18 protein-coding genes are annotated in these 22277 nt (G+C 73.7%); 7 read left to right on the top strand and 11 right to left on the bottom strand.

Annotated features, from left to right (window positions below):
* Positions 1–4 precede the first annotated feature (4 nt).
* Together pepN and ACFSJS_RS20130 are read right to left on the bottom strand one after the other, a co-directional pair.
* Positions 5–2530 (bottom strand): aminopeptidase N, encoded by a 2526-nt coding sequence (gene pepN, locus ACFSJS_RS20125; RefSeq protein WP_380902354.1) that lies wholly within the window; start codon positions 2528–2530, stop codon positions 5–7.
* Between the two features lie 71 nt (positions 2531–2601).
* On the bottom strand, positions 2602–2931 hold the full coding sequence (locus tag ACFSJS_RS20130; protein WP_380902356.1) for a chorismate mutase: 330 nt from the start codon (positions 2929–2931) through the stop codon (positions 2602–2604).
* A 108-nt stretch (positions 2932–3039) separates the two neighbouring features.
* Here ACFSJS_RS20130 and ACFSJS_RS20135 point away from each other — a divergent pair, with 108 nt between their 5' ends.
* Positions 3040–3510, top strand: a complete 471-nt coding sequence (locus ACFSJS_RS20135) for a PPOX class F420-dependent oxidoreductase (RefSeq protein ID WP_380902358.1) — start codon at positions 3040–3042, stop codon at positions 3508–3510.
* A 160-nt stretch (positions 3511–3670) separates the two neighbouring features.
* Here ACFSJS_RS20135 and ACFSJS_RS20140 read toward each other — a convergent pair whose 3' ends face one another.
* The 4 genes from ACFSJS_RS20140 to lgt all read right to left on the bottom strand — a co-directional run bounded on the left by ACFSJS_RS20140 (position 3671) and on the right by lgt (position 11969).
* Positions 3671–5134 carry a glutamate synthase subunit beta gene (locus ACFSJS_RS20140; protein WP_380902360.1) on the bottom strand — a complete coding sequence of 488 codons (1464 nt, stop codon included), beginning with the start codon at positions 5132–5134 and terminating at the stop codon, positions 3671–3673.
* Complete coding sequence (gene gltB / locus ACFSJS_RS20145; protein ID WP_380902362.1) at positions 5127–9686, bottom strand: glutamate synthase large subunit; 4560 nt, start codon at positions 9684–9686, stop codon at positions 5127–5129. Before gltB ends, ACFSJS_RS20140 begins: the two co-directional genes overlap by 8 nt.
* Before the next feature lie 356 nt (positions 9687–10042).
* Entirely contained in the window at positions 10043–10798 is a 756-nt protein-coding gene (locus ACFSJS_RS20150; RefSeq protein WP_380902364.1) for a VIT1/CCC1 transporter family protein, read from the bottom strand.
* Positions 10799–11012: 214 nt separating this feature from the next.
* Positions 11013–11969 carry a prolipoprotein diacylglyceryl transferase gene (gene lgt / locus ACFSJS_RS20155; protein ID WP_380902366.1) on the bottom strand — a complete coding sequence of 319 codons (957 nt, stop codon included), beginning with the start codon at positions 11967–11969 and terminating at the stop codon, positions 11013–11015.
* A gap of 385 nt (positions 11970–12354) precedes the next feature.
* Between lgt and ACFSJS_RS20160 the strand changes: the two genes are divergently transcribed.
* From ACFSJS_RS20160 to ACFSJS_RS20185, 6 genes are all read left to right on the top strand, one after another.
* Positions 12355–12732 carry a DUF485 domain-containing protein gene (locus ACFSJS_RS20160; protein WP_380902368.1) on the top strand — a complete coding sequence of 126 codons (378 nt, stop codon included), beginning with the start codon at positions 12355–12357 and terminating at the stop codon, positions 12730–12732.
* On the top strand, positions 12729–14423 hold the full coding sequence (locus ACFSJS_RS20165; RefSeq protein WP_380902370.1) for a solute symporter family protein: 1695 nt from the start codon (positions 12729–12731) through the stop codon (positions 14421–14423). The genes ACFSJS_RS20160 and ACFSJS_RS20165 overlap by 4 nt, the downstream gene beginning before the upstream one ends.
* 184 nt (positions 14424–14607) lie before the next feature.
* Positions 14608–15714, top strand: coding sequence for a sensor histidine kinase (locus ACFSJS_RS20170; protein WP_380902372.1), 1107 nt, complete (start codon positions 14608–14610; stop codon positions 15712–15714).
* The gene (locus ACFSJS_RS20175; protein WP_380902374.1) at positions 15711–16496 is read left to right on the top strand and encodes a LytR/AlgR family response regulator transcription factor; all 786 of its coding nucleotides are present in this window, start codon (positions 15711–15713) and stop codon (positions 16494–16496) included. Before ACFSJS_RS20170 ends, ACFSJS_RS20175 begins: the two co-directional genes overlap by 4 nt.
* Positions 16497–16528: 32 nt before the next feature.
* A complete protein-coding gene (locus tag ACFSJS_RS20180) occupies positions 16529–16924 on the top strand; it encodes a hypothetical protein (protein WP_380902376.1) in 396 nt (131 codons plus the stop codon).
* Positions 16921–18393, top strand: coding sequence for a sodium/solute symporter (locus tag ACFSJS_RS20185; protein ID WP_380902378.1), 1473 nt, complete (start codon positions 16921–16923; stop codon positions 18391–18393). Before ACFSJS_RS20180 ends, ACFSJS_RS20185 begins: the two co-directional genes overlap by 4 nt.
* 81 nt (positions 18394–18474) lie before the next feature.
* Here ACFSJS_RS20185 and trpA read toward each other — a convergent pair whose 3' ends face one another.
* The 5 genes from trpA to ACFSJS_RS20210 all read right to left on the bottom strand — a co-directional run bounded on the left by trpA (position 18475) and on the right by ACFSJS_RS20210 (position 22241).
* Positions 18475–19296 (bottom strand): tryptophan synthase subunit alpha, encoded by an 822-nt coding sequence (gene trpA, locus ACFSJS_RS20190; protein ID WP_380902380.1) that lies wholly within the window; start codon positions 19294–19296, stop codon positions 18475–18477.
* Positions 19296–20558, bottom strand: coding sequence for a tryptophan synthase subunit beta (trpB, locus tag ACFSJS_RS20195; protein WP_380902382.1), 1263 nt, complete (start codon positions 20556–20558; stop codon positions 19296–19298). The genes trpA and trpB overlap by 1 nt, the downstream gene beginning before the upstream one ends.
* A gap of 168 nt (positions 20559–20726) precedes the next feature.
* On the bottom strand, positions 20727–20912 hold the full coding sequence (trpM, locus tag ACFSJS_RS20200) for a tryptophan biosynthesis modulator TrpM (RefSeq protein ID WP_380902384.1): 186 nt from the start codon (positions 20910–20912) through the stop codon (positions 20727–20729).
* Positions 20913–20949: 37 nt separating this feature from the next.
* Positions 20950–21759 (bottom strand): indole-3-glycerol phosphate synthase TrpC, encoded by an 810-nt coding sequence (trpC, locus tag ACFSJS_RS20205; RefSeq protein WP_380902386.1) that lies wholly within the window; start codon positions 21757–21759, stop codon positions 20950–20952.
* Positions 21760–22001: 242 nt separating this feature from the next.
* Positions 22002–22241 carry an HGxxPAAW family protein gene (locus ACFSJS_RS20210; protein ID WP_380902388.1) on the bottom strand — a complete coding sequence of 80 codons (240 nt, stop codon included), beginning with the start codon at positions 22239–22241 and terminating at the stop codon, positions 22002–22004.
* Positions 22242–22277 lie beyond the last annotated feature (36 nt).

Below are 22277 nucleotides of genomic sequence, written 5' to 3' on the forward strand. Positions count from 1 at the left end.
CGTGTCAGTGCGCCTCGCGGACACGGAGGGCGCGGGCGAGGTCGTCGAGCGCGTCGGTCAGGCCGCGGCGCAGGGCGGCGGTGAGGTCGGGAGCGGCCAGGCACCGCTCCCCCGCCGCCAGGGTGGCGGTGTCGGTGAAGGGCCAGGGGAAGCCGTGGCGGACCAGGGCCTGGGCGACGGCCTCGCCCCGGCGGGCGGCGAGGGCGGGGGCCTGGGCGAAGTAGCGGGGCACGTAGTCGCGCAGCAGGTCGCGCTGCTCGGGGTGCCAGAAGCCCTGGAGGGTGGCGGTGAGCCGGTAGGCGGAGAGGGTGTCGGCCTCGTCGAACACGTCCCGCCAGGCGGCCTCCTTGGCCTCGGGGTCGGGCAGGGCGGCGCGGCAGCGGGCGGCTCCCTCGGTGCCGGTGGCGCTGGGGTCGGCGTCGAGGGCGGCGTCGATGTCGTCGGGGCCGGCGGCTCCCAGGGCGGTCAGGCGGTGCAGCAGCCGCCAGCGCAGTTCGTGGTCGAGGGGCTGTCCGCCGGGGAGGGTCGCGGTCTCCCACCAGGTGCGGAGTTCGGTGGGGTCGGTGGTGCTGTCGACGAGGGTGCGCACGGCGGTCAGTCGTGTGCCGCCTTCGTCGTCCTGCTCGCCGGTGGTGGCGTTCGCCAGGAGAGCGCGGGCGGTGCGGGCGAGGGTTTCCAGGGCCGCGGTGCGCCGCCCGGGGGCGAGGTACCGGTCGGCGAGTTCGCCGCGGGCGAAGCCGAGGACGCCGGAGACGACGGCGTTGTCGGTCTCGCGGGGCAGGTGGTCCCGGGCGGTGTCCAGGTACGCGGCGGGCGGCAGTTCGCCGTCGCGGACCATGTCGCGCAGCGCGTTCCAGGCGGTGGCGCGGGTGAGCGGGTCGGGCAGGGCGGACAGGTGGTGCCGTACGGTCCGCCGGGAGCGCTCGTCGAGGCGGACCTTGGCGTAGGTCAGGTCGCGGTCGTTGAGGAGGACGAGGTCGGGGCGGGGGCCGTCGGCGGTGAGGGGGTGCCGGTCCTCGTCGGCGGCCAGGTCGACCTCCAGGGGAGCGCGCGGTGTGAGGGCGCCGCTGCCGTCGCCGGCCAGGTCGTACGGGCCGACGGTGACGCGGTGGGGCCGGTTGCCGCGGTGGGCGATCTCCAGGTGCCAGCGCCGGGCGTCCTCGTCGGCGGTGACGCCGGGGGTGAGGGTGTCGACGCCGGTGGTGCGCAGCCAGCGGCCGGCCCAGGCGTGGACGTCGCGGCCGGAGGCGCGGGTGAGGGAGTCGACGAAGTCGGCGAGGGTGGCGTTGCCGAAGCGGTGCCGGGCGAAGTGGTCGTTGACCCCGGCGAGGAACGCCTTCTCGCCGAGCCAGTGGACGAGTTGGCGCAGGGCGGAGGCGCCCTTGGCGTAGGAGATGCCGTCGAAGTTCAGCAGGGCGGTGTCGGTGTCGGGCACGGCCTCGGGTTCGGGGGCGACGGGGTGGGTGGAGGGCCGCTGGTCGGCGTCGTAGCCCCACGCCTTGCGTCCGATGGCGAACTCGGTCCAGGCGCCGGTGAAGGGGGTGGCGTCGGCGACGACCTGGTAGCCCATGTACTCGGCGAAGGACTCGTTGAGCCAGATGTCGTCCCACCAGCGCAGGGTGACGAGGTCGCCGAACCACATGTGGGCCATCTCGTGGGCGATGGTGACGGCCCGGGTCTGCCGCTGGGTGCCGGTGACGGCGGAGCGGTGGATGTACTCGTCGCGGAAGGTGACCAGACCGGGGTTCTCCATGGCGCCGGCGTTGAACTCGGGGACGAAGGCCTGGTCGTAGGAGTCGAAGGGGTAGGGCTCGTCGAAGATCCGGTGGTAGCGGTCGAAGCAGGCGCGGGTGATGTCGAGGAGTTCGGCGGCGTCGGCGTCGAGGTGGGGGGCGAGGGACTGCCGGACGTGGAGGCCGAAGGGGATGCCGGCGTGCCGGGTGCGCACCGAGTGCCAGGGGCCCGCGGCAACGGCGACGAAGTAGGTGCTCAGGGGCGGGGTGGTGGCGCACTCCCAGCGCCCCGGCCGGTCCCCGGTGCGGCGGGCGGTGCCGTTGCCGAGGACGGTCCACTCCTCGGGTGCGGTGACGGTGACGGTGAAGGGGGCCTTGAGGTCGGGCTGGTCGAAGGCGGCGAAGACGCGGGGTGCCTCGGTCTGGAAGCACATGGTGTAGAGGTAGGTGCGGCCGTCGGCGGGATCGGTGAAGCGGTGCATGCCCTCGCCGGTGCGGGAGTAGGCCATGTCGGCCTCGACGCGCAGTTCGTGGTCGCCCGCGGTCAGTCCGGTCAGGGGGAGCCGCCCGTCGGCGAGGGCCGCGGTGTCGAGGTCGTGCCCGTCGAGGACGGCCCGGTGGAGGGTGTGGGGCCGTACCTCGACGAAGGTGTCGCCGGCTTCGCGGGTGGTGAAGCGGATGGTGGTGGTGGAGCCGAAGACGTCCTCGCCGCGGGTCAGGTCGAGGTCGATCGCGTACTGCCGGACGTCGAGGAGGTGGGCGCGGGTGAGCGCCTCTTCGCGGGTGAGTGCGGGCATGGGGCTCATGCTGCCGCACCCGCCGGGCCGCGCGCACGGCGGTTCCGCGGGGGCGGGGGCGGCCGGTGGCGCTACCGCTGCGGCTGCCCGCCGCGGGTGTCCCCGGCGATCCGCTCGTGGTGCCGGATCACCTCGGCGACGATGAAGTTCAGCAGCTTCTCGGCGAAGGCGGGGTCGAGTTTGGCGCTTTCGGCGAGACGGCGCAGGCGGGCGATCTGCTGGGCCTCGCGGGCGGGGTCGGCGGGGGGCAGGTCGTGTTCGGCCTTGAGGCGGCCGACCTGCTGGGTGCACTTGAAGCGCTCGGCGAGCATGTGCACCACGGCCGCGTCGATGTTGTCGATGCTGTCGCGCAGCCGGGTGAGTTCGGCGCGCACCGCCGGATCGATCTCGCTGTCGGTCATGGTCACCGACCCTATGTCCTGGTGGGCGGGTGTCCCGCCGGGTGTCCGGCGGTCGGGACGGGCCGCGGGTGCGGGCCTGGAGCGCGCTCCAGGCCCTAGGCTCGGGGTATGAGTCCTTCCATCGCCACCACCACCCGCGTCGGCCTCGACGAGCTGCTGGAGTTCGTGCGCCCCCGTCACCGGGCGATCCTGTTCACCCGCCGCGCCGACGGCTCCCCCCAGGGGTCGCCGGTGTCGTGCGGGGTGGACGGCGGGGGCCGGATCGTGGTCTCGACGTATCCGGAGCGGGCCAAGACCCGCAACGCCCGCCGCGATCCGTCGGTCGGCGTGATCGTGCTGTCGGACGACTGGAACGGTCCGTGGGTGCAGGTGGACGGCACCGCGGAGGTGCTGGACGTGCCGGAGGCGGTGGAACCGCTGGTGGAGTACTACCGGTCGATCGCGGGTGAGCACCCGGACTGGGACGAGTACCGGGAGGCGATGGTGCGGCAGGGGAAGTCGCTGCTGCGGATCACGCCGGTGCGGTGGGGGCCGGTGGCCACGGGCGGTTTCCCGGCGCGGCTGGCGGAGGGTTCCTGACCGGTTCTGCGGTCCCCGGCCCGGGCCCGCCGGCCGCGGGCGTGCCGCGGCGCCGGCCCCCGGTCGGGGAGGGGGCCGGCGCCGCGGTTCGCCCCGCCGGGCCCGCCGGCTGCTGCCGTGCGGTGCCCGGCGGGCGGCCGGGTGGGTCGTTCCTCCGGTGTCAGACCGCCAGGGCGCGGTCGGTGGGCCGGATGGGGGCGGGCAGGGAGCTGTCGCCGGTGAGGTAGCGGTCCACGGCGCGGGCCGCGGAGCGCCCCTCGGCGATGGCCCACACGATCAGCGACTGGCCTCGGCCGGCGTCGCCGGCGACGAAGACGCCGTCGACGTTGGTGGCGTAGTCGCCGTCGCGTGCGACGTTGCCGCGCGCGTCCAGTTCCAGGCCGAACTGCTCGACCAGGCCGTTGGTCCTGTCGATGCCGGTGAAGCCCATGGCGAGGGTGACGAGCTGGGCGGGGATCGTCTTCTCGGTGCCGGGCCGGGGTTCGAGCCGTCCGTCCCTCAGGTCGACCTCGACCATGTGCAGGGCCTGCACGTTGCCGTCCTCGTCGCCCTCGAAGTGGGTGGTGGAGACGGAGTAGATCCGCTCGCCGCCCTCCTCGTGCGCGGAGGTGACCTTGTAGAGCATGGGGAAGGTCGGCCAGGGCTGGGAGACCGGGTCCCGCTCCTCGTTCGGCCGGGGCATGATCTCCAGCTGGGTGACGGAGAGGGCGCCCTGGCGGTGGGCGGTGCCGACGCAGTCGGCGCCGGTGTCGCCGCCGCCGATGACGACGACGTGCTTGCCCTCGGCCGTGATCGGGGGCGTGACGTAGTCGCCCTCCTGGACCTTGTTGGCCAGCGGCAGGTACTCCATCGCCTGGTGGATGCCGTTCAGCTCGCGGCCGGGGACGGGCAGGTCGCGGGCGGTGGTGGAGCCGGCGGCGATGACGACCGCGTCGTAGCGCTTGCGCAGGTCGGCGGCGTCGATGTCGCGGCCGATCTCGACGCCGGTGCGGAACTTGGTGCCCTCGGCGCGCATCTGCTCGATGCGGCGGTTGATGTGCCGCTTCTCCATCTTGAACTCGGGGATGCCGTAGCGCAGCAGTCCGCCGATGCGGTCGGCGCGCTCGTAGACGGCGACCGTGTGGCCGGCGCGGGTGAGCTGCTGGGCTGCGGCCAGGCCGGCGGGGCCGGAGCCGATGACGGCGACGGTCTTGCCCGACAGCCGCTCGGGCGGCTGCGGGGTGACGTCCCCGGCCTCCCAGGCCTTGTCGATGATGGAGACCTCGACGTTCTTGATGGTCACCGGGGGCTGGCTGATGCCCAGGACGCAGGCGGACTCGCAGGGGGCCGGGCAGAGCCGTCCGGTGAACTCGGGGAAGTTGTTGGTGGCGTGCAGCCGTTCGCTGGCGGCCTGCCAGTCGCCCCGGTAGGCGTAGTCGTTCCACTCGGGGATGAGGTTCCCCAGCGGGCAGCCGTTGTGGCAGAACGGGATGCCGCAGTCCATGCAGCGTCCGGCCTGCTTGCCGATGATGGGCAGCAGGGAGCCGGGAACGTAGACCTCGTTCCAGTCCTTGACGCGCTCGGGCACGGGGCGGGTCTGGGCGACCTCGCGATCGGTGGTCAGGAAGCCCTTGGGGTCAGCCATGGGTCGCCGCCTCCATCATCTTCTCGTGGGTCTCGGCCTGGGACAGTCCGGCTCGCTCGGCGGCTTCCTTGGCGGCGAGCACTGCCTTGTACGTGGTCGGCATGATCTTGCTGAAGCGGCCGGCGGCGCTGTCCCAGTCGGCGAGCAGCGCCTCGGCGACGGTGGATCCGGTCTCCTCGTGGTGGCGGCGCACGACGTCGTGCAGCCACTGCCGGTCGGTGTCGTCCAGGGGCTCGACGGCGTCCGCGGCGTCGGGGTTGACGTTGCGGAGGTCGAGGTCGACGACGTAGGCGGTGCCGCCGGACATGCCGGCGCCGAAGTTGCGGCCGGTCGGGCCCAGGACGACGGCGGCGCCGCCGGTCATGTACTCGCAGCCGTGGTCGCCCACGCCCTCGGAGACGACCAGCGCGCCGGAGTTGCGGACGCAGAAGCGCTCGCCGACGCTGCCGCGCAGGAACATCTCGCCGCCGGTGGCGCCGTAGGCGAGGGTGTTGCCGGCGATGGTGGAGTACTCGGCCAGGTGGGTGGCGTTCCGGTCGGGTCGGACGATGACGCGCCCGCCCGACAGGCCCTTGCCGACGTAGTCGTTGGCGTCGCCTTCCAGGCGGAGGGTGACGCCGCGCGGCAGGAAGGCGCCGAAGGACTGGCCGGCGGATCCGGTGAAGGTGATGTCGATGGTGTCGTCGGGCAGGCCCGCACCGCCGAACTTCCTGGTGACCTCGTGGCCGAGCATGGTGCCCACGGTCCGGTTGATGTTGCGGATGGGCACCTGGGCGCGGACCGGCTGGGCGGCTTCGGCGGTGTCGGCCGACAGGGCGTCGGCGGCGAGCCTGATCAGCTGGTTGTCCAGGGCCTTGGCCAGGCCGTGGTCCTGGGCGACGACCCGGCGGCGGGCGGCGCCCTCGGGCAGGTCGGGCACGTGCAGCAGCGGGGCGAGGTCCAGGCCCTGTGCCTTCCAGTGGTCCACCGCGCGGCTGACGTCGAGGACCTCGGCGTGCCCGATGGCCTCGTCCAGGGTGCGGAAGCCCAGTTCGGCGAGGATCTCGCGGACCTCCTCGGCGATGAACTCGAAGAAGTTCACCACGAACTCGGCCTTGCCGGTGTAGCGCTCGCGCAGGACGGGGTTCTGGGTGGCGATGCCGACCGGGCAGGTGTCCAGGTGGCACACGCGCATCATCACGCAGCCGGAGACGACCAGGGGCGCGGTGGCGAAGCCGTACTCCTCGGCGCCGAGGAGGGCCGCGATGACCACGTCGCGGCCGGTCTTGAGCTGGCCGTCGGTCTGGACGACGATCCGGTCGCGCAATCCGTTGAGCAGCAGGGTCTGCTGGGTCTCGGCCAGGCCGAGCTCCCAGGGGCCGCCCGCGTGCTTGAGGGAGGTCAGCGGGGAGGCGCCGGTTCCGCCGTCGTGGCCGGAGATCAGCACGACGTCGGCGTGGGCCTTGGAGACGCCCGCCGCGACCGTGCCGACGCCGACCTCGGAGACCAGCTTGACGTGGATCCGCGCCTGGGGGTTGGCGTTCTTCAGGTCGTGGATGAGCTGGGCGAGGTCCTCGATGGAGTAGATGTCGTGGTGCGGCGGCGGGGAGATGAGCCCGACGCCGGGGGTGGAGTGCCGGGTCTTGGCCACCCAGGGGTAGACCTTGGGGCCGGGGAGCTGGCCGCCCTCGCCGGGCTTGGCCCCCTGGGCCATCTTGATCTGGATGTCGTCGGAGTTGACCAGGTACTCGCTGGTGACGCCGAAGCGGCCGGAGGCGACCTGCTTGATGGCCGAGCGGCGGGCGGGGTCGTACAGCCGCTCGGGGTCCTCGCCGCCCTCGCCGGTGTTGGACTTGGCGCCCAGCCGGTTCATGGCGATGGCGAGGGTCTCGTGGGCCTCCTGGGAGATGGAGCCGTAGGACATGGCTCCGGTGGAGAACCGCTTGACGATCTCGGAGACGGGCTCGACCTCCTCGATGGGGATCGAGGGCCGGTCGGAGGTGAAGCCGAACAGGCCGCGCAGCGTCATCAGGCGCTCGGACTGCTCGTCGACGCGCCGGGTGTACTGCTTGAAGATGTCGTAGCGGCGGGTGCGGGTGGAGTGCTGGAGGCGGAAGACCGTCTCGGGGTCGAACAGGTGGGGCTCGCCCTCGCGGCGCCACTGGTACTCGCCGCCGATCTCCAGGTTGCGGTGGGCCGGTGCGATGCCGGAGGCCGGGTAGGCCTTGGCGTGGCGGGCGGCGACCTCCTTGGCGATGACGTCCAGGCCCACGCCGCCGATCTTGGTGGCGGTGCCGTGGAAGTAGGTGTCGACGAACTCCTCGTCCAGGCCGACGGCCTCGAAGACCTGGGCGCCGCGGTAGGAGGCGACGGTGGAGATGCCCATCTTGGACATCACCTTCAGCACGCCCTTGCCGAGCGCCTTGATGAGGTTGCGGATGGCGGTCTCGGGCTCGGTGCCGGCGGGCAGGAAGGTGCCGGCGCGGACCAGGTCCTCGACGGACTCCATGGCCAGGTAGGGGTTGACGGCGGCGGCGCCGTAGCCGATGAGCAGGGCGACGTGGTGGACCTCGCGGACGTCCCCGGCCTCGACCAGCAGGCCCACCTGGGTGCGCTGCCTGGTGCGGATGAGGTGGTGGTGGACGGCGGAGGTGAGCAGCAGCGACGGGATCGGCGCGTGCTCGGCGTCGGAGTGCCGGTCGGACAGGACGATCAGGCGGGCGCCGTCGGCGATGGCGGCGTCGGCCTCGGCGCAGATCTCCTCGATGCGGGCGGCCAGGGCCTCGCCTCCGCCGGCGACGCGGTAGAGGCCGGAGAGGGTGGTGGCCTTCATGCCCGGCATGTCGCCGTCGGCGTTGATGTGGACGAGCTTGGCCAGCTCGTCGTTGTCGATCACCGGGAAGGGGAGGGTGACGCTGCGGCAGGAGGCCGCGGTGGGCTCCAGCAGGTTGCCCTGGGGGCCGAGCGAGGACCGCAGGGAGGTGACGAGCTCCTCGCGGATGGCGTCCAGCGGCGGGTTGGTGACCTGCGCGAACAGCTGGGTGAAGTAGTCGAAGATCAGCCGCGGGCGGGTCGAGAGCGCGGCGATGGGCGAGTCGGTGCCCATGGAGCCGATGGGCTCGGCTCCGGTGCGGGCCATGGGGGCCAGCAGGACGCGCAGCTCCTCCTCGGTGTAGCCGAAGGTCTGCTGGCGACGGGTGACCGAGGCGTGGGTGTGGACGACGTGCTCGCGCTCGGGCAGGTCGCCCAGTTCGATGATCCCGGCGTCGAGCCACTCCTGGTAGGGGTGCTCGGCGGCGAGGGACGCCTTGATCTCGTCGTCCTCGACGATGCGGTGCTCGGCGGTGTCGACCAGGAACATGCGGCCGGGCTGGAGCCGGCCCTTGCGGACGACCCTGTCCTGGTCGATGTCGAGGACGCCGACCTCGGAGGAGAGGACGACCAGGCCGTCGTCGGTGACCCAGTAGCGGCCCGGGCGCAGGCCGTTGCGGTCCAGGACGGCGCCGACCTGGGTGCCGTCGGTGAAGGTGACGCAGGCCGGTCCGTCCCAGGGCTCCATCATCGTGGAGTGGTACTGGTAGAACGCCCGGCGGGCGGGGTCCATGGAGGGGTGGTTCTCCCACGCCTCGGGGACCATCATCAGCACCGCGTGGGGCAGCGAGCGGCCGCCGAGGTGGAGCAGCTCCAGAACCTCGTCGAAGGAGGCGGAGTCGGAGGCGTCCGGGGTGCAGACGGGGAAGATCCGCTCCAGGTCCCGGTCCCCGAACAGGTCGGAGACGAGCTGGGACTCGCGGGCGCGCATCCAGTTGCGGTTGCCGCGGACGGTGTTGATCTCGCCGTTGTGGGCGACGAAGCGGTAGGGGTGGGCCAGCGGCCAGGAGGGGAAGGTGTTGGTGGAGAACCGCGAGTGGACCAGGGCGATGGCGCTGGCGAAGCGGCGGTCGGACAGGTCGGGGAAGAAGGGCTCGAGCTGTCCGGTGGTGAGCATGCCCTTGTAGACGATGGTCCGCGCGGACAGTGAGGGGAAGTAGACGCCGGCCTCGCGCTCGGCGCGCTTGCGCAGCACGAACGCCTTGCGGTCCAGGGCGAGCCCGCTGCTGGTCCCGTCGGCGACGAAGAGCTGCCGGAAGACGGGCATGGTGGAGCGCGCGCCGTTGCCCAGCAGGTCGGGGGCGACGGGGACCTCGCGCCAGCCCAGGACGGTCAGGCCCTCCTCGGCGGCGATCGCCCCGATGGCCGAGACGGCCTCGTCGAGCTGTGTCCCGTCGGTCGGGAGGAAGGCGGTGCCCACGGCGTACGAGCCCGCCTCGGGGAGGTCGAAGCCGGCCGTCTCGCGGAAGAAGGCGTCCGGGACCTGGACCAGGATGCCCGCGCCGTCGCCGGAGTCGGGCTCGGAGCCGGTGGCGCCCCGGTGCTCGAGGTTGCGCAGGACGGTCAGGGCCTGCTCGACGAGCCGGTGGTCGGCCTCACCGGTGAGGGTGGCCACGAAGCCGACGCCGCAGGCGTCGTGCTCATCGCGCGGGTCGTACATTCCCTGCTTGGCAGGGTGGGCCGTCAGGGGCGCAGCACGCATCGGCTCTCCCGTCGTCATCGTGGCTGGTGTGCTCCCGGCCGGGGCCTGGGGAGCGGTGCCGAGGGACGACGCTGGCCCTCTGCTTGCTGGATAAATTTCCGTGCAGGTTACATGATGCGGCTTTTCCCGAGGTACGGACGCCTGGGTCCATCATGTGGACGCTGCGGTGGGGGTGAATCGGACGTACGGCGCGTTGCCCGCCGCATGGGTCCGGTGGCGCCGGCGACACTGCCAGAAGCGCTCGCTGTTCATTCCCGGCGGTGACACGCCTGAAACCACCGGGTAACACGGAAGCCGCCCGGGGCGGAGTGCAACGGGTCACACCCCGGCCGTCCTCGGGCCGCGGCCCCGCGGCCTCACCCCACGGCCACCCCGAACAGGGTACCCAGCCCGTAGGTGACGGCGGCGGCCGCGCCGCCCAGCAGCAGCTGCCGCAGTCCGCTGTACCACCAGGGCCGGGCGGTGATCCGCGCCACGGCCGCGCCGCACAGGAAGAGCCCCGTCAGCGCCACCGCCACCGCCGGCCACAGGGCGGTGGCCCCCAGCAGGTAGGGCAGCACCGGCAGCAGGGCGCCGACCGCGAAGGAGGCGAAGGAGGAGACGGCGGCGAGCATCGGGGACGGCAGCTCGCCCGGGGCCACGCCCAGCTCCTCGCGGGCGTGGGTCTCCAGGGCCTGCTCGGGGTCCTTCGACAGGTGCCGCGCGACCTCCTCGGCCAGCTCCTCCGGCAGCCCCCGGCCCCGGTACAGCCCGACCAGCTCGCGCCGCTCGTCCTCGGGGTTGCGGCTCAGCTCGCGCCGCTCCACCTCCAGCTCCGCCATGACCAGGTCCCGCTGGGAGGCCACCGAGGTGTACTCCCCGGCCGCCATGGAGAACGCCCCGGAGGCGAGTCCGGCCAGACCGGTGATGACGATCACCTGCCGGTCCGCGGCACCTCCCGCGACGCCCGTCATCAGGGCCAGGTTGGAGACCAGGCCGTCCATGGCGCCGAAGACCGCCGGGCGCAGCCAGCCGCCGCTCACGTCGCGGTGGGTGTGGTGGTCGGTGTGGGCCGAGCCGGGCTCCCCCGGCCTCAGCGTCGTCCCGGTGTCTTCCCCGGCCGTGGACGCCATGCGGTGCGGCCTCCTCTCCCCCGGTCCCGGGCTCGTTCCGTCCGTCCGGTCCGGGGCCGGTCCTTCGACCGTACGCCGACCGGGCGAGGGGCTGCCAGCAAGGAAGGCCGTACTAACCGGCGCGGGCGGGCCGGTGGTTCGCCCGGACGGCGGCCGGCCCCGGCGCGCGGGACGCGACCGGGGCCGGGGCCGGAGCGGAGGGGGAGGGCCCGGTTCAGTCGTCCGCGGAGGAGGGGCCGCCGTTGCGGGCGGGCCTGCGCGCGTCGGCGCCGCCGGAGCGCTCGCCGTCCCCGGCGCCCTCCCGCCGGTCGTTCCCGGCGTCCTCCGCCTCCCCGGCGTCCTCCGCCTCCTGCGGGACCGCGGGCCCCGGCTCCACCACGGCCTCACGGCCCGGACGGAGCCTGGCCGAGAGCAGGATGTAGACCACCGCTCCCAGGAACACCGCGATCGAGGTCCAGTTGTTCAGCCGCAGGCCGAGGATCTCGTGGGCCTCGTCGATCCGCAGGTACTCGATCCAGAAGCGGCCCGCCGTGTACGCCGCCACGTACAGGGCGAACGCCCGGCCGTGGCCGAGGGTGAAGCGGCGGTCCGCCCAGATCACCAGCAGGGCCACGCCCACGCACCACAGCGACTCGTACAGGAAGGTGGGGTGGAAGGTGCCGGTGTCGACGCCGTTGTCGATGCTGACGGCCCACGGCAGCTCGGTCGGACGCCCGTACAGCTCCTGGTTGAACCAGTTGCCCCAGCGGCCGACGGCCTGGGCCAGCGCGATGCCCGGCGCGATGGCGTCCGCGTAGGCGGGCAGCGGGATGCCCCGTCGGCGGCACCCGATCCAGGCGCCGACCGCACCGAGCGCGATCGCGCCCCAGATGCCGAGGCCGCCCTCCCAGATCTTGAAGGCGTCGACCCAGTCGCGGCCCGCGCCGAAGTAGAGCTGGTAGTCGGTGACGACGTGGTAGAGGCGGCCGCCGACCAGGCCGAAGGGCACCGCCCACACGGCGATGTCGGCGACCGTCCCGGGCTGCCCGCCGCGGGCGACCCAGCGCTTCCCGCCGAGCCAGACCGCGACGAACACGCCGATGATGATGCAGAACGCGTAGCCCCGCAGCGGGATCGGTCCGAGCACGATCTCGCCGGACGACGGGCTGGGGATGAAGGCAAGGGTGTCCATGGCTCCACGAACGCTACCGCGCCGGGCGCGGCGGACGGCGCCCGGTCCGGCAACGGGTCCGTAACGCACGCCCCGCCGGGGACCGCGCCCCGGCCGCCCCCGCCCGGGGGCGGCGACCGGCGGACGGCGGACGGCGTCCGGGGAGCCTCCGGGCATCCCCTCCGCGCCCCTTCACGGCCGTTTCGCCCCGGGGCGCTGCCGCTCGGCGCGGAACGACGACCGCTCGGCGCACGACGACCTACCGTTCGGCGCACGCATCCGGCGTTCGCCGCACACCGCGAACGGTGTCTTCACCCGGGGTGTGACGCACCTTACGTTCCCCGCATTCCTTGTTCCGCTCCCGTGCGTCGTGTCACATCGCGTCGTGTCGATGAAGGAGGCGGCAGTGTCCGCAGAACGTCCGCAACAAACCCTGGACCCCGCCGGGGAAGCGGAGGACCGCATGGTCGCCATGCACAGCGATCCGCGCTTCGAGAACCTCAGGCGCAGCCTGATGGCGTTCGTCCTCCCCATGAGCCTCGCCTTCCTGGCCTGGTACCTGCTGTACGTGCTGATGTCGGCCTACGCCCGTGGCGTGATGTCCACGGTCCTGTTCGGCGACGTCAACGTGGCGCTGGTGTTCGGGCTCCTCCAGTTCGCCAGCACCTTCGGCATCGCGATCCTGTACGCCCGCTACGCCGACCGGAAGGTGGACCCGCTCGCCGACGACCTGCGCGCCGAGCTGACCGGCGCGGGCGACGCGCGGAAGGGGGCAGGGGCATGACCGGCGCCTCGAACGTGTTCCTGGCCGCGGAGGTCAGCTCCAGCAGCCGCACCCTCACCATGCTGGTGTTCACCCTGATGATCGCCGTCACGCTCGGCGTCACCGTGTGGGCCGGGCGCCAGACCAAGTCGGCGGCCGACTTCCACTCCGGCGGCCGCGAGTTCACCGGCATGCAGAACGGGTTCGCCATCGGCAGCGACTACATGTCCGCCGCCTCGTTCCTGGGCATCGCGGGCATGATCTCGCTCTTCGGCTACGACGGCTTCCTGTACTCCATCGGCTTCCTCGTCGCCTGGCTGGTGGCCCTGCTGCTCGTCGCCGAGCTGCTGAGGAACTCCGGACGGTTCACGATGGCCGACGTGCTGTCGTACCGGATGCAGCAGCGTCCGGTGCGCACCGCCGCGGCCGTCTCCACGATCACCGTGTCCATCTTCTACCTGCTGGCCCAGATGGTGGGCGCCGGCGCGGTCGTCGCGCTCCTGCTGGGCATCAAGCCGGGCGAGACGTACCTGGGCATGGACGCGGACACCGCCAAGATCGTGGGCATCGTCGTCGTCGGCGTCCTGATGACCCTGTACGTCACCTTCGGCGGCATGAAGGGCACCACCTGGGTGCAGATCATCAAGGCCGCCATGCTGATGGGCGGCACCATCCTGCTGGCCGCCCTGGTGATGGCCGTCTACGGCTTCGACTTCGGCGCGCTGATGAGCGACGCCGCGAACGCCAGCGGCGCCGGGCAGTCCTTCCTGGAACCCGGCCTGCGGTACGGCGTCGAGGTGCCCGGCGACGCCCTGCAGACGATGTGGAACAAGCTCGACCTGATCAGCCTCGGGCTGGCGCTGGTGCTGGGCACCGCGGGCCTGCCGCACATCCTGATCCGCTTCTACACCGTCCCCGACTCCAAGGCCGCGCGGAAGTCCGTCAACTGGGGCATCGGCCTGATCGGCACCTTCTACCTGATGACCCTGATCCTGGGCTTCGGTGCGGCGGCCCTGGTGGGCAAGGAGGCCATCACGGCCCAGGACGCCTCCGGCAACACCGCCGCGCCCCAGCTGGCCAGGGAGGTGGGCGACCACTTCGGCGGCGAGCTCTTCGGCTCGGTGATGCTCGCCGTCATCGCGGCCGTCGCCTTCGCGGCGATCCTCTCCACGGTCGCCGGCCTCGTCATCGCCTCCTCCTCGTCCCTGGCGCACGACTTCTACAACAGCGTGGTGCGCAGGGGCCGGGCCTCGGAACGCGAGGAGATCAAGGTCGCCCGGCTGTCCGCGTTCGGCATCGGCGCGGCGTCGATCGTCCTGGCGATCTTCGCCCAGAGCCTCAACGTGGCCTTCCTGGTGGGTCTGGCCTTCGCCATCGCGGCCTCGGCCAACCTGCCGACCCTGCTGCTGAGCCTGTTCTGGAAGCGCTTCAACACCCGGGGCGCGCTCGCGGGCATCTACGGCGGCCTGATCGGCGCCGTCGGCCTGGTGATCTTCTCGCCGGTGTTCTCCGGCGCCGAGAACGCCCTCCTCCCGGGCATCGACATCGCCTGGTTCCCGCTGTCGAACCCGGGCCTGGTCTCCATACCGCTCGGTCTGCTGTGCGCGGTCGTCGGCACGCTGACGTCCGGCGAGAACAACCCGCGGCGCTTCGCCGAGCTCCAGGTGCGGGCCCTGACCGGGGCCGGCGCCGAGGGCGCGGCCCGGCACTGACCCCCACCGGGCCCGGCGGCGCGTCCGCCGGGCCCGCCGGGACCCCGGTGGCGGGTGTTTCTCCCCGGCGTGACCCCCCACGCACGGCGCCGGCCCCGCCACCGGGCCCGAGGACGCCCTGGGGTCCTCGGCGGCACCCCGCCGAAGGCTCCCCAGGGCGTCCGGCGCGTTGTACGGTCGGCCCGTGGTCTGGAGAGCGTGGTCGGGCAGTCGGCGCGGACGGGCGGGCCGGCCGGGACCGGCCGGGCCCGGGCCGTCCGGCGCCTTCGGCGTCCTGCGCGAGGCCCGGCTGATCGGCGCCGACCTCCGGGACGGGCTGCACGGCGACCGGACGCCGGCGGCCGCGCGCCGCATCCGGCGGCTGGTGGGCGCCGAGGCCGTCGTCCTGGCCGATCTGGACGGCCCCGTCGTCCGGCACGGAGCGCTCCCGGAGGGCACCGACCTGGAGGCCGTGCTCGCGCAGGTGTACGAGCACGGTGCCGCCTTCCGCAAGCCGCCGCTGTGCGCGGTCCCGCTGCTGGTGGCGGACGAGCTGACCGGCTGCCTGGTGGCCGCCTTCGCCCCCGGCGTCCGGACGCCCGGCGAGCGGGAGATGGCCGAGCTGGCGGAGATGGTGGCGCAGGCGCTGGACCACTCCGAGCTGCGCAGCGCCCGGGCCCGGATCGCGGCGGCGGACCTGCGGACCCTGCGGGCCCAGATCTCGCCGCACTTCGTGCACAACTCCCTGGCCGTCATCGCCGCGCACATCCGCAGCGACCCCGGCCGCGCCCGCCGGCTGCTCACCGACTTCGCCGACTACCTGCGCTACAGCTTCTCCACGGCGGGCGACTACGTCACCGTGGCCGCCGAGCTCCAGGCGACCCAGACCTACCTGGAGCTCCAGCGGGCCCGGTTCGACGACCGGATGGAGATCACCGTCCGGATGGCGCCGGAGGTGCTGCCCGTCGCCATTCCCTTCCTGGTCGTCCAGCCCATCGTGGAGAATGCGGTGCGACACGGTCTGGAGAAGAAGGCCGGGCCCGGGCACATCGGCGTCTCGGGGTTCGGCGAGGGCCCGCTGTGCGTCATCGAGATCGAGGACGACGGAGTGGGCATGGAGCCGGAACTCGCACGGGCGATCCTCGCCGGAGTCGGCCCCCCTGCCAGGAGCGTCGGTCTGGCCAACGTCGACCGGCGGCTGCGCACCGTCTACGGCCCGGAGTACGGGCTCGTCATCGAGACCGCGCCGGGCAGCGGCACCAAGGTGACGATCCGGGTGCCGAAGTTCATGCGAGGAGTGGTTGTGCAATGAACGGCTCACCGCGGTCCTTGCGGGTCCTCGTGGTCGAGGACGAGGCCTCCACCCGCGAGGAGCTGGCCGAGTTCCTCGGCGACGTCCCCGAGGTCGACGAGGTGTACACCGCCGAGAGCGGCACCCGGGCCGTGCAGCTGCTGGGCGCGGCGGCCTTCGACGCGGTCTTCCTGGACATCTCCATGCCCGGTCTGGACGGGATGGACGTGGCCCGGGTGATCGGCCGGCTCTCGGCACCGCCCTCCATCGTCTTCGTCACCGCCTCGGAGTCGCACGCCATCGAGGCGTTCGGCGTCGGCGCGGTGGACTACCTGCTCAAGCCGATCCGGCCCGAGCGGCTGGCGGAGTCGGTCTCGCGGGTGGCGGCCGCGCGCCGGGCGGCCGCCGGCGACGGCGGCGGGCCGGGCGAGCCGCGCGACGAACTGGCGGTCGTCCAGATCGACCACGGCCGGCGGACGGTGTTCGTGCGGCGCGACGACGTGCAGTTCGTGGAGGCGCACGGCGACTACATACGGCTGCACACCGCGCAGGGCACGCACCTGATCCGGCTGTCGCTGTCGTACCTGGAGGAGATCTGGGCGCCGGCGGGCTTCGTGCGGGTGCACCGGGGCTACCTGGTGGCGGTGGGCTGGGTGCACGACCTGCGGGTCACCAGCTCCTCGGGCCTGGTGGCGTGCACACCGGCCGGCGACGTGCCGGTCAGCCGGCGCCACGCGCGGAGCCTGAAGGAGCAGCTGCTGGAGGCGGCCCGCAGCGGGCAGCTGGGCCGGGCGGCCCGGTGAGCCGCCCGGTCGGCCGGCCGATGGGGCTCCCGGTGGGGCGCCCGGCGAAGGGGGCCCAGCCCGGCGGCACCCGCCGGGCGAAGGTCACCAGTCCGCAGACCCGGCTCGCCCTGGCCCGGGGCCACCGCCGCCATCCGCAGCTGCTGCCGCTGCCGGCGCCGGCGGACGCCGAGGCCGCCCGCGCCGTCTTCGCGGCGCAGCGCCGCACAGCCCTGCGGACGGCGGCGCTGCTGGGCGCGGTGCTGTTCGGGACCAGCGGGACGATCGCGGCGCTGCCCGTGCTGGACCGGCTCTCCGTGGCGGGCGTCCCGGTGTCGTGGCTGGTGCTCGCCGTCGCCACCTACCCGGTGCTGCTGGCGCTCGCCGTCTGCCACGTGCGGCGCGCCGAGCGGGCGGAGGACCGCGCCGGTCCGGGAGGCGGACCGTGACCGGCCTGACGGCGATCGGGCTGGTGCTGGCCGCCAGCCTGGCCATCGGCCTCTACGGCGTCCACGCCGCGCGCACCAGCCCGGACTTCCTGGTCGCCTCGCGCCGCGTCTCCCCCGGCTGGAACGCCATGGCGATCGCCGGGGAGTACGTCTCGGCGGCCTCGGTGCTGGGGCTGGCCGGGCTGATGCTCAAGGACGGCATCGGGGCGATGTGGTACGCCGTCGGCTTCACGGCGGGGTACGTGGCGGTGGCGGCGCTGGTGGCCGGGCCGATGCGGCGCTCGGGGGCGTTCACGGTGCCGGACTTCGCCGAGTACCGGCTGGGGTCGCCGACGATCCGCAGGCTGTGCGGGGTGATCGTACTGGTGATCATGCTGCTGTACCTGGTGCCGCAGTTCAAGGGCGCCGGGGTGGTCCTGCACCTGGTCAGCGGCACCCCGTACTGGGTGGGCGTGGTGCTGGCCGGGCTGGTGGTGAGCGCCTCGATCGCGGTGGGCGGGATGCGGTCGGCGACGTACGTCCAGGCCTTCCACTACCTGGTCAAGCTGGTGTTCATCGCGGTGCCGGCGGTCTACCTGGTGGTCCACGTCGGCCCCGGCACCCGCGCGGAGGCGCTGCGGCCGGCCGGCGCGCACGGCCCGGGGGCCGCCGAGTGGAGCCGTCCGCTCGTCGACATCGAGGGGGCGGGGCTGCCGCTGCTGTCCACCTGGTCGGTGCTGCTGGCGACCACGCTGGGGGCGATCGGGCTGCCGCACGTGATCATGCGGTTCCACACCAGCCCCACGGCCCGGGCCGCCCGCCGGGTGGCGGTGACGGTCATCGGGCTGCTGGGGCTGTTCTACCTCTTCCCGGCGGTGTACGGGCTGCTGGGGCGGGTGCTGACCCCGCAGCTGGTGCACAGCAACGCCACCGACACCGTCTCGGTGGTGCTGCCGGGGACGGCGGTGCAGGGGACGCTGGGCAGCGTGCTGACCGCCCTGGTGGCCACCGGGGCGTTCGCGGCGTTCCTGTCCACCTCCTCCGGGCTGCTGCTGGCGCTGGCCGGCGGGCTCTCCCACGACCTGTTCGGGGGCGGGGTGGCCCGGCTGCGCGCGGCGGTGGCGGCGGGCGCGGCGGTGGCGGTGCTGCTGTCGCTGCCGGCCGAGCACCTGGACATCAACGTCGTGGTGGGCTGGGCCTTCGCGGTGGCGGCGTCCACGTTCTGCCCGCTGCTGGTGCTGGGCATCTGGTGGACCCGGCTGACGGTGGCGGGCGCGGCGGCCGGACTGGCCACCGGGGCGGTCACGGCGACGGGGGCGGCGGTGCTGTCGGCGGTCACACAGCCGGCGTCGCCGTGGCTGACGGTGCTGCTGGCCCAGCCGGCGTCGTGGACGGTGCCCCTGGCGTTCCTGACGATGGTCGCCGTCTCGCTGCGGGGCACCCCGGCCGACTGGTCCGAGCGGGCGGTGCTGCGGCTGCACGCGCCCTGAGGGGCAGGGGCGGCGGCCGGGAGCCCGGGGCGCGCGACCGGTGCCGCACGCCCCGGGTCCGGTGTTCCCGGCGGAGCCGGCTCAGCGGCCGGGCCGCCGCACGCCCCCGGCCAGTTCGCCCGCGAGCGAGCGGACCGCGGCCAGGCCCCCGTCCAGGTCGCCGCTGTGGTCCAGCAGGCGCTTGACGAAGGCCGAGCCGACGATCACTCCGTCGGCGAAGGAGGCCACCTCGGCGGCCTGGTCGGCGTTGGAGACGCCCAGGCCGACGCAGACCGGCAGGTCGGTGGTGGCGCGGGTGCGGCGCACCAGGTCCTCCGCCTCCCGGCCCACCGACTCGCGGGTGCCGGTGACACCCATCAGGGAGGCGGCGTAGACGAAGCCGCTGCCCGCCGCGGTGATCTTCGCCAGCCGCTCGTCGCGGCTGCTGGGCGCCACCACGAAGACGGTGGCCAGGCCGTGCTGCTCGGCGGCCTTGCGCCAGGCCTCGGACTCCTCCACCGGCAGGTCGGGCAGGATGCAGCCCGCGCCGCCGGCCTCGGCCAGCTCGGCGGCGAAGCGCTCGGCGCCGTAGCGGTCGACGGGGTTCCAGTAGGTCATGCACAGCACCGGCGCGCCGGTGGCGGCGTGGGTCTCGCGCACGGTCCGCAGCACGTCGGCGATGCGCACCCCGCCGCGCAGGGCGATGTCGTCGGCGGTCTGGATGACCGGGCCGTCCAGCACCGGGTCGCTGTGGGGCAGCCCGACCTCGACGATGTCGCAGCCGCCCTCCAGCAGGGCCGTGCAGGCGGCGATGCCGCCGTCGACGGTGGGGAAGCCGGCGGGCAGGTAGCCCACGAGCGCGGCCCGCCCCTCGTCCCTCGCCGCCGCCAGGACGCGTCCCAGCAGCTCCGCTCGTCCCGCCATCACTCGGCCCCCTTCGCGGTGTCGGTGCCGCCGGGGGCGTCGTCGTAGAGCCCGAAGTAGCGTGCGGCGGTGTCCATGTCCTTGTCGCCCCGGCCGGAGAGGTTCACCAGCAGCAGCGCGTCCGGGCCCAGCTCCCGGCCCACCTCCAGGGCGCCGGCCAGCGCGTGGGCGCTCTCGATGGCCGGGATGATGCCCTCGGTCTCCGACAGCAGGCGCAGCGCCCGCATCGCCTCGTCGTCGGTGACCGGGCGGTACTCGCCGCGGCCGATGTCCTTGAGGTAGGAGTGCTCGGGCCCGATGCCGGGGTAGTCCAGCCCGGCCGAGATGGAGTACGGCTCGGTGATCTGCCCCTCGTCGTCCTGGAGGACGTAGGAGCGCGAGCCGTGCAGGATGCCGGGCTCGCCGGCGGTCAGCGTGGCGGCGTGCTCCCCGGAGTCCACGCCGTGCCCGGCGGCCTCCAGGCCGATCAGGCGCACGGAGGTGTCGGGCAGGAAGGCGTGGAACAGGCCGATGGCGTTGGAGCCGCCGCCGACGCAGGCCAGCGCCGCGTCCGGCAGCCGCCCGGTGCGCTCCAGGATCTGCCGGCGGGCCTCGACGCCGATGACGCGGTGGAAGTCGCGCACCAGCGCCGGGAAGGGGTGGGGGCCGGCGACGGTGCCGAAGAGGTAGTGGGTGCGGTCCACGTTGGCGACCCAGTCGCGGAACGCCTCGTTGATGGCGTCCTTCAGCGTCCGGCTGCCGGAGGTGACGGGGACGACCTCGGCGCCCAGCATCCGCATCCGGGCGACGTTGAGGGCCTGGCGCTGGGTGTCGATCTCGCCCATGTAGATCGTGCACTCCAGGCCGAACAGGGCGCAGGCGGTCGCGGTGGCGACGCCGTGCTGGCCCGCGCCGGTCTCGGCGATGACGCGGGTCTTGCCCATCCGCCGGGTCAGCAGGGCCTGCCCCAGCACGTTGTTGATCTTGTGTGAGCCGGTGTGGTTGAGGTCCTCGCGCTTGAGGAAGACCCGGGCGCCGCCGGCGTGCTCGGCGAAGCGCCGCACCTCCGTCAGCGGGCTGGGCCGGCCGGTGTAGTGGACGAGCAGGTCCTCCAGCTCGGCGGCGAAGGACGGGTCGGCCTTGGCCTTGTCGTACTCGGCGGCCACCTCGTCCACGGCGGCGACCAGCGCCTCCGGGATGAACTTGCCGCCGAAGGCGCCGAAGTAGCCCTCGGCTGTCGGCACCCGGCCCTCGGGGTCGGGAACGAAGAGGTCGGTAGGCATCCGACGTGCTCCTTGTCGGGGCGCTCGCCCCGGAGAAGGGGTGGTCAGGGAAGGGGACGCCCTCCGCCCCGGCCGCGGGGCGGACGGGGTGCGGGCGGGGACGGAGCTGCCGCGGCACGCCGCCCGGGGAGGCGGCCCGGCCCGCCGCGCTCCGCGCGGCCGGGGCGGTCAGGCGCCGGGAGCGGAGGCGGCGGTGCGGCCGGTGCGCACGGCCCCGGCGCGCCATCGCCTTCCGTCGACCTGGCCCGGTTCGCAGCCGATGTGGTAGCGCACGCGCCGTCCCAGCACCCGGCGCGCGGGCGCGCGGCAGCCGCGCGGGCGGCAGCCGCGGGCCAGGCGGGCGCTCAGGGGCATCGGCGTCGTCCTCCGCTCGTCTTCCGTCCGCTCCCGCTCAGTTCCCGCTCTGCCGCAGGGCGGGATGGGTGCCGGCGGCGACCAGGTCGGCCACGGCCGCCTTCGGGTCCCTGCCGGTGACCAGCGACTCCCCGACGAGCACGGCGTCGGCGCCCTCGTTGGCGTAGGCGATCAGGTCGTGCGGGCCGCGCACGCCCGACTCGGCGACCTTCACGATGCCCTCGGGGATCTCGGGGGCGACGCGGGCGAAGGTGCCGCGGTCGACCTCCAGGGTCTTGAGGTTGCGGGCGTTGACGCCGATGATCTTGGCCCCGGCGTCGACGGCGCGCTCGACCTCGTCCTCGTCGTGCACCTCGACCAGCGGGGTGAGCCCGATCGACTCGGCCCGCTCCACCAGGGACACCAGGGCCTCCTGGTCGAGGGCGGCGACGATCAGCAGGGCGAGGTCGGCGCCGTGCGCCCGCGCCTCCCACAGCTGGTAGGAGGTGACGATGAAGTCCTTGCGCAGGACGGGGAGGTCCACGCGCTCGCGCACGGCCTCCAGGTCGGCCAGCGAGCCGCCGAAGCGCCGCTGCTCGGTGAGGACCGAGATCACCGCTGCGCCGCCCGCCTCGTAGTCGGCGGCGAGCCCGGCCGGATCCGCGATGGCGGCCAGCGCTCCCTTGGAGGGGCTGGACCGCTTGACCTCGCAGATGACCCTGACGCCGTCGCCCTTGAGCGCGGCCACGCCGTCGCGCGCCCGCGGCGCCCCGGCCGCACGCTCCTTGAGCTCGTCGAGGCTGACACGCGCCTGCCGCTCGGCGAGGTCCGCACGGACCCCGTCGATGATCTCGTCGAGCACACTCACGCGAGCGGCCCCCTTCCTGGCTGGCTCGGTCCCTGCGCCGGGCGCGGGGCTGGTCTGGCACGCGGTGGTGCACTGCGATGGTATCCGGCCCGGGACTCCGGGCCCTCATCCGGGCGGCACGGTCCCACATACCGGGCGGTAGCCCCGCCCCCTGCCGGGGGCGGGGGGCGGCCGAGCAACGGAAGAGGCGCGGTGCCGGCGTCCGGCACCGCGCCCGGTCGAGTCGCCCCCGGACGGCTCCGCTACGCCTCCGCCCGCTCCTTGGTCTGGTCGAGGCGGCGGCCCTGCTGCTCGGGCTGCCCCATGCCCATCGAGCGCATCACCAGACCGACGACGCCACCGAGGAGGGTGATGGCCACACCGGCCCAGAAGCCCACCGGCTCGGCCATCACCGTGAAGGCCGAGGCCACGCAGAAGCCGATGAACGCGATGGTGACGCCGGTCCAGGCGGCAGGGGTGTGTCCGTGGTTGTTGCCCGCCATTGAGTGCTCCTCGTAGGTCCGATCTGGGCTCGCTCA

Source organism: Streptomyces desertarenae, from assembly GCF_042681365.1.
GTDB classification, from domain to species: Bacteria; Actinomycetota; Actinomycetes; order Streptomycetales; family Streptomycetaceae; genus Streptomyces; species Streptomyces desertarenae.

What these genes read in the sequence shown, in the direction of transcription:
- pepN (WP_380902354.1), bottom strand. Translation starts at nt 2,530, where the DNA reads ATGCCCGCACTCACCCGCGAAGAGGCGCTCACCCGCGCCCACCTCCTC.
- ACFSJS_RS20130 (WP_380902356.1), bottom strand. Translation starts at nt 2,931, where the DNA reads ATGACCGACAGCGAGATCGATCCGGCGGTGCGCGCCGAACTCACCCGG.
- ACFSJS_RS20165 (WP_380902370.1), top strand. Translation starts at nt 12,729, where the DNA reads ATGACCGGCGCCTCGAACGTGTTCCTGGCCGCGGAGGTCAGCTCCAGC.
- ACFSJS_RS20135 (WP_380902358.1), top strand. Translation starts at nt 3,040, where the DNA reads ATGAGTCCTTCCATCGCCACCACCACCCGCGTCGGCCTCGACGAGCTG.
- ACFSJS_RS20150 (WP_380902364.1), bottom strand. Translation starts at nt 10,798, where the DNA reads ATGGCGTCCACGGCCGGGGAAGACACCGGGACGACGCTGAGGCCGGGG.
- ACFSJS_RS20210 (WP_380902388.1), bottom strand. Translation starts at nt 22,241, where the DNA reads ATGGCGGGCAACAACCACGGACACACCCCTGCCGCCTGGACCGGCGTC.
- ACFSJS_RS20140 (WP_380902360.1), bottom strand. Translation starts at nt 5,134, where the DNA reads ATGGCTGACCCCAAGGGCTTCCTGACCACCGATCGCGAGGTCGCCCAG.
- trpB (WP_380902382.1), bottom strand. Translation starts at nt 20,558, where the DNA reads ATGCCTACCGACCTCTTCGTTCCCGACCCCGAGGGCCGGGTGCCGACA.
- trpM (WP_380902384.1), bottom strand. Translation starts at nt 20,912, where the DNA reads ATGCCCCTGAGCGCCCGCCTGGCCCGCGGCTGCCGCCCGCGCGGCTGC.
- trpA (WP_380902380.1), bottom strand. Translation starts at nt 19,296, where the DNA reads ATGGCGGGACGAGCGGAGCTGCTGGGACGCGTCCTGGCGGCGGCGAGG.
- lgt (WP_380902366.1), bottom strand. Translation starts at nt 11,969, where the DNA reads ATGGACACCCTTGCCTTCATCCCCAGCCCGTCGTCCGGCGAGATCGTG.
- ACFSJS_RS20175 (WP_380902374.1), top strand. Translation starts at nt 15,711, where the DNA reads ATGAACGGCTCACCGCGGTCCTTGCGGGTCCTCGTGGTCGAGGACGAG.
- gltB (WP_380902362.1), bottom strand. Translation starts at nt 9,686, where the DNA reads ATGCGTGCTGCGCCCCTGACGGCCCACCCTGCCAAGCAGGGAATGTAC.